Origin of the sequence: Tahibacter caeni, assembly GCF_024609805.1 — a bacterium.
In the GTDB taxonomy this organism is placed as follows: Bacteria; Pseudomonadota; Gammaproteobacteria; order Xanthomonadales; family Rhodanobacteraceae; genus Tahibacter; species Tahibacter caeni.
Map to the genome: position 1 here is coordinate 1 of NZ_JANFVR010000318.1, position 5506 is coordinate 5506.

Consider the following 5506-nt stretch of genomic DNA (forward strand, 5'->3'; position numbering starts at 1 on the left):
GGACGTCGCCGACCTGGGCACCGGCAGCGGCGCGATCGCGCTGGCGATCGCCGCCGAGCGGCCGCGGGTCCGCGTCGTCGCGACCGACGCGAACGCGGCCGCGCTCGCGGTCGCGCGCGGCAATGCGCACAAGAACGGGATTTCCAATGTGGAATTTGCGGAAGGCTCCTGGTTCGCCGCCGTGCCGGGCCGGCGCTTCGATCTGATCGCGTCGAATCCGCCGTACATCGCGACCGGCGACGAGCATCTGCGGCAGGGCGACCTGCGCTTCGAGCCGCCGGGCGCGCTGGCCTCCGGCGCCGACGGCCTCGACGACATCCGTCGCATCGTCGCCGGGGCCGGCGCGCATCTGCGCGACGGCGGCTGGCTGCTGCTCGAGCACGGCTACGACCAGGGACCGGCGGTACGGGCGCTGCTGCAGGCCGCTGGTTTCCTTGAGACGGCGACCTGGCAGGATCTGGCCGGCCATGACCGGGTCAGCGGCGGCGAATGGCCCGGGTCCGCCGGAAAAGCGTGACGCAGTTCGCAGTTGCGCTGTCGACTGCTTCAACTGCCAACCGGATCACACCTCACGGACATAGTCCCGGCGAATCCGGAACATACGCTCCAGGCCACATGGCTGGTGTGGCCCCCGCCGCGGAGCGATTCAGGCTCCAGTGCACAGCGACTGTCGTGAGGCAGGCGCGGCGGGACCCTCGGCAGGCCGACTTCGGTCGCCGCCAACGGAACGTGCTCACGGCCCCCGCCACTGGCGGGGGCTTTTTTCGTGCTCGCTGCGGCCGGCTTCGGGCTCGGCCCCGGCGGTTCAGCCCGCGCTGCGCAGCGGCGCCGGCTGCTGCGGCAGCAGCGCGGCGAAGCGCTGGCGCACGGCGCGGCGTATGCCGTCGGCGTCGATGCCGCTCTGTGCGAGCAGGTCCTCGCGGCTGGCGTGGTCGAGGAATTCGTCCGGCAGGCCGAGCTGCAGCATCGGCCGCAGGAGGCCTTCGGCTGCGAGGAATTCGGCGACCGCGGAACCGGCGCCGCCCTGCACGGCGTTGTCCTCGATCGTGACGAACGCCTCGTGGCTCTGGGCGAGCTGGCGCAGCAGCTCGGTGTCCAGCGGCTTGACGAAGCGCATGTTGACGACGGTCGCGTCGATCTCGCGCGCGACGGTTTCGGCGGCCGCGAGCGGACTGCCGAACGCGAGCAGCGCGATGCGGCGGCCCTCGCGGCGCAGTTCGGCCTTGCCGATCGGCAAGGCGGTCAGTTCCTGCTCGACCGCACGGCCCGGACCGGTGCCGCGCGGATAGCGCACGGCCGCCGGGCCCGGATGGCGGAAGCCGGTCGTCAGCATCTGGCGGCATTCGGCCTCGTCGGCCGGAGCCATGACGACCATGTTCGGAATGCAGCGCAGATAAGACAGGTCGAAGCTGCCCGCGTGCGTCGCGCCGTCGGGGCCGACCACGCCGGCGCGGTCGATCGCGAAGGTCACGTCGAGATTCTGGATCGCGACGTCGTGGATCAACTGGTCGTAGGCGCGCTGCAGGAAGGTCGAATAGATCGCGACGACGGGCTTGGCGCCTTCGCAGGCCATGCCGGCGGCGAGGGTGACCGCATGCTGCTCGGCGATCGCGACGTCGAAATAGCGCCGCGGGTATTCCTGCGAGAAGCGCACGAGGCCCGAGCCTTCGCGCATAGCCGGCGTGATGCCGTAGAGGCGCTCGTCGGCCGCGGCCATGTCGCAGAGCCAGTCGCCGAAGATGTCGGTATAGGTCGGCTTGCCCGGCGCCTTCTTGACCAGGCCCTTGACCGGATCGAACGGGCCCACCGCGTGGTATTCGATCTGCTCGGATTCAGCCGGGGCGTAACCCTTGCCCTTGGTCGTCACCACGTGCAGCAGCTGCGGACCCTTGAGCTCCTTGACCGTGCGCAATGCGTGCAGCAGCGCCGGCAGGTCGTGGCCGTCGATCGGGCCGGTGTAATGGAAGCCGAGTTCCTCGAACAAAGTCGACGGCACGAACATGCCCTTGGCGTGCTCCTCCCAGCGGCGCAGGAAGCGCCAGGCGAACGAGCCGCGCGGCATTGCGGCCTTGGCCCGGTCGCGTAGCAGGTTCAGGCGCCGGCTCGACATCAGCCGCGCGAGCATCTTGCTCATTGCGCCGACGTTCTCGCTGATCGACATGCCGTTGTCGTTGAGCACGACGAGCATGTCGGGCTCCACGTCGCCGCCGTGGTTCAGCGCCTCGAAGGCCATGCCGGCCGTCGCCGCGCCATCGCCGATCACGGCGACGATCTTGCGCAGGTCGCCCTTGCGCTGGGCGGCGATGGCCATGCCGAGCGCGGCGGAAATCGAGGTGGACGAATGGCCGACGCCGAAGGTGTCGTACTCGCTCTCTTCGCGGCGCGGGAACGGCGCGAGGCCGTTCTTCTTCTTGACGGTCGTGATGCGGTCGCGGCGGCCGGTCAGGATCTTGTGCGGATAGCACTGATGGCCGACGTCCCAGACCAGGCGGTCGCGCGGCGTGTCGAACAGGTAATGCAGCGCGACGGTCAGTTCGATGACGCCGAGACCGGCGCCGAAATGGCCGCCGGAGCTCGCCACGGATTCGACGAGGTAGTCGCGCAGTTCGCGCGCGACGGCGGGCAGGTCGGTCTCGCCGAGCTGGCGCAGGGCGGCGGGCGTGTCGAGCTTGGCAAGGAGCGGATAGCGCTCAGAATCGATCATTTGCAGGTAGATCCGGACGTCAGGCAGCTATTTTCGGCGACGCCTGCGGCGGGGGCAAGGAAACAAACTTGCAAAACAAGGGCAAACGCTGCGGCAGGCTGACGCGGAGGGGCATGCGGCCATGGTTGCGGCGGCCGCCGGGCGGCAGCGGGCATGGCTGCTGCCGCGGCGGTGCTGCAGAGCTCCCTCTCTCCCCGGCCTGCTCGTCGGGGAGAGAGGGCGAGGAGAGGGGAAAAGCCGAATCGGCGGCGGTGTCGGGCTTTGCAGCCCGGCGAGTCCGGGCGCAACCGCGGAAAGCGCTCGACGAAACTCCGCTCGCCGGCAAGCCGCGGCAACCGCTCGAATCAGCTCGCGCGGCGGTGCTTGGGCAGGTGGCCGACGAGGAACTGCATCTGGTCGGCGAGGATGTTGCGGTTGGACAGGATCAGATGCTCGACCCAGCTCGGCCGGTACGGCACGGCCAGCAGCGGCATGCCGGCCTGCTGCGGCGTGCGGCTGCCTTTCCGGACGTTGCAGCTCAGGCAGGCGCTGACGACGTTCTCCCACTCGTCCAGGCCTTTCTTGGACAGCGGCAGCACGTGGTCGCGGGTCAGCTGGTTCTTGTGGAAATGCTGGCCGCAATAAAGGCAGAGATGGCGGTCACGGGCGAACAGCGCGGTATTGGTCAGCGCCGGCGCCGGCTCGTAGCTGCCCGGCCGGGCGTGGCCGCGGCTCGCGACGATCGGGTGCAGGTCCAGCTGGCTTTGCAGGCCGGAATCGCGGTTCATGCCGCCGTGGATCGTCAGGCAGGGATCGCCGAGGGTCCAGGCGACCGCGCCGCGGACATAAAGGCAAACCGCTTCCTGCCAGCTCATCCAGTCGAGGATGCGGCCGGTGGAATCCAGCGACAACACGCGCGTCGTGTGGATGTCGTTCCGTGTACGGATAGCTCCGAGCATTCAGTCCTCCGTTTGCGCCAACTGCGAAACGGGCGTTCCTGCCGTCGTAACTCCCTGATTGCGCGGGGAGCATAACGGATTTCTCGGAGTTTCGGTGGGGCCGCGCGATGCTGCGCGCGGCCCCTGGAGCCGGCGCGCGGCTTTACTGCAGCGGAATGGTCGGCGGCACGCCGCCGGGGACGGCATTGCCGACGTTGCGGTTGTCGCCGAAGGATTGCACCACGCCGCTGATCAGCGCCTGCAGGCCTATGCCGTTGTTCAGCGTGGCGCTGCGCGAGATCGTCACCAGCGAGCCCGAATTGACCGCCGCGAAGCCCGCGCCGGCGTTGTTGCTCGACACGACGTTGTCCGCCACCAGCGTCGCGCCGGAGCCGCCGTTCGCGCTGAAGCCGGCACCGGAGTTGTTGGCCGCCGTGGAGTTGCGCACCGTGGCCTTTGCGCGCGCGTTGACCTGCATGCCGATCGAGCCGCTGTCGAAGCTGGAGCCGTCGATCGTCGCGGTGACCGAGCCGGTCGCGCCCGGCGTCAGCACGATGCCGCCGCCGGCGGCGGCGAACGTGCGCACGTTCTTGGCGTTGAAGTTGACTGCGGTCGAGGCGGGGGCCACGTCCACGCCCTTCTGCGTGACGCGTGTAATGAACACGTTGTCGAGGATGACGGTGCCGGCCTGCAGGACGCGGATGCCGTTCAGGCCCGTGTTGACGCCCTCGATGTTCACGTTGCGGATCACGACCGTGTCGGTCGTCGCCGCATTGATGATGATGCCGTTGGTGCCCGCCGACAGGATGGACGCGTTGGTGCCGGTGCCGTCGATCGTGATCGACTTGGTGATGGTCACCGCACCGTAGCCGGCCGGATCCAGAGCATTGATCGTGCCCTGGGCAGCGGTCTTGGAAATCGCGCCGGCGAAGGTCTTGCACGGCGCCGTGCGGCTGCACGGGTTGGCGTCGTCGCCGACGCCGGACACCCAGGTGCGCGTGGCCTGGGCATGGGCGCCCGCGATGAACAGGGAATACAGCAGTACGACCGCGACGAGCTGGCGGATCAGAGCGATGGCTTTCATGGGCTTGCCCCTGTGGGAGTAGGGTGTGTGTGACACCGCGGCGACCGCGGACCGTGCCTACCGGCAAAGCGCATAAAGGCGGCCGAACCTATTGCCGGCGGCGAACTGCGTGGGCGGACCGCCCCCCGGACCGGCCCGCGCCGATTGTATGCCTCGGCGACGGTCGCGGCGTGAGGGATTGCCCGGCCGGCTATTTGACCGGTTTGACCATCCGCAACAATTCCACGCCGTAGCCTTTGCGCTCGTACAGGGAACGCGCGCGCGCATTGCCCTCGAACACGGCCAGGGTGACGTGGCGGCAGTGATGGTCGCGGGCGAAGCGTTCGCTGTAGGCGAGCAGGGCGCTGCCGACACCCTTGCCGTCATGGCCGGGCGCGGTGACCAGGTCGGAGATGTGGCAGTTCTGCGCGCCGGTGAAGAAATCGGTCATGAGCTGCAGGTGCAGGAAGCCGACGAGCTCGCCATCGTCGTCCTCGGCGACGAACAGGTGCGAGCCGGCCGGCTGTTCGCGCAGGTGTCGGGCGATGTCGCGGCGTATGCCTTCGGCGGTCTCGCCGCGGCGGCGCCAGCGCGGCAACTCGAAATCCACGAAACGATCGACCAGGCCAAGAATGAAATCGTCGTCGCCGGCATCAGCCAGGCGAATGTGGATGCCGGATTGTTGGTCCATGGTCGCAGTGTCGATGGAGGATGTTTCCGCGGCCTGCACGCGGCCCGACCGCGGTAGGTGCAAGTTAGCGGAAGCGCGGGGCGCCGCGCCAGTCCTCGGCCGGACCGCGCGCTGCCCGTGCCGGCCGGCGG

The 5506-nt window shown here is 69.0% G+C and carries 5 protein-coding genes; 1 reads left to right on the plus strand and 4 read right to left on the minus strand.

The genetic code is table 11. The annotated features are described in order from the left end of the window. On the plus strand, window positions 1-517 hold a 517-nt coding region (locus NON22_RS19685), incomplete at its 5' end, for a peptide chain release factor N(5)-glutamine methyltransferase (RefSeq protein WP_257388682.1). Window positions 518-805: 288 nt separating this feature from the next. Here NON22_RS19685 and dxs read toward each other — a convergent pair. The 4 genes from dxs to NON22_RS19705 form a co-directional block, all read right to left on the minus strand. Further along, on the minus strand, window positions 806-2704 hold the full coding sequence (gene dxs / locus NON22_RS19690; protein ID WP_257388683.1) for a 1-deoxy-D-xylulose-5-phosphate synthase: 1899 nt from the start codon (window positions 2702-2704) through the stop codon (window positions 806-808). A 344-nt stretch (window positions 2705-3048) separates the two neighbouring features. Continuing rightward, on the minus strand, window positions 3049-3642 hold the full coding sequence (locus NON22_RS19695; RefSeq protein WP_257388684.1) for an HNH endonuclease: 594 nt from the start codon (window positions 3640-3642) through the stop codon (window positions 3049-3051). A 142-nt stretch (window positions 3643-3784) separates the two neighbouring features. Next, window positions 3785-4705: a right-handed parallel beta-helix repeat-containing protein gene (locus NON22_RS19700; protein ID WP_257388685.1), complete on the minus strand. Its 921-nt coding sequence runs from the start codon at window positions 4703-4705 to the stop codon at window positions 3785-3787. A 190-nt stretch (window positions 4706-4895) separates the two neighbouring features. Next, window positions 4896-5375, minus strand: a complete 480-nt coding sequence (locus tag NON22_RS19705) for a GNAT family N-acetyltransferase (protein WP_257388686.1) — start codon at window positions 5373-5375, stop codon at window positions 4896-4898. Between the last annotated feature and the right edge of the window lie 131 nt (window positions 5376-5506).

Bases quoted from the DNA above. Each gene is read 5' to 3' on its own strand.
- NON22_RS19700 (WP_257388685.1), bottom strand. From the start codon at position 4,705: ATGAAAGCCATCGCTCTGATCCGCCAGCTCGTCGCGGTCGTACTGCTG.
- NON22_RS19695 (WP_257388684.1), bottom strand. From the start codon at position 3,642: ATGCTCGGAGCTATCCGTACACGGAACGACATCCACACGACGCGCGTG.
- NON22_RS19705 (WP_257388686.1), bottom strand. From the start codon at position 5,375: ATGGACCAACAATCCGGCATCCACATTCGCCTGGCTGATGCCGGCGAC.
- dxs (WP_257388683.1), bottom strand. From the start codon at position 2,704: ATGATCGATTCTGAGCGCTATCCGCTCCTTGCCAAGCTCGACACGCCC.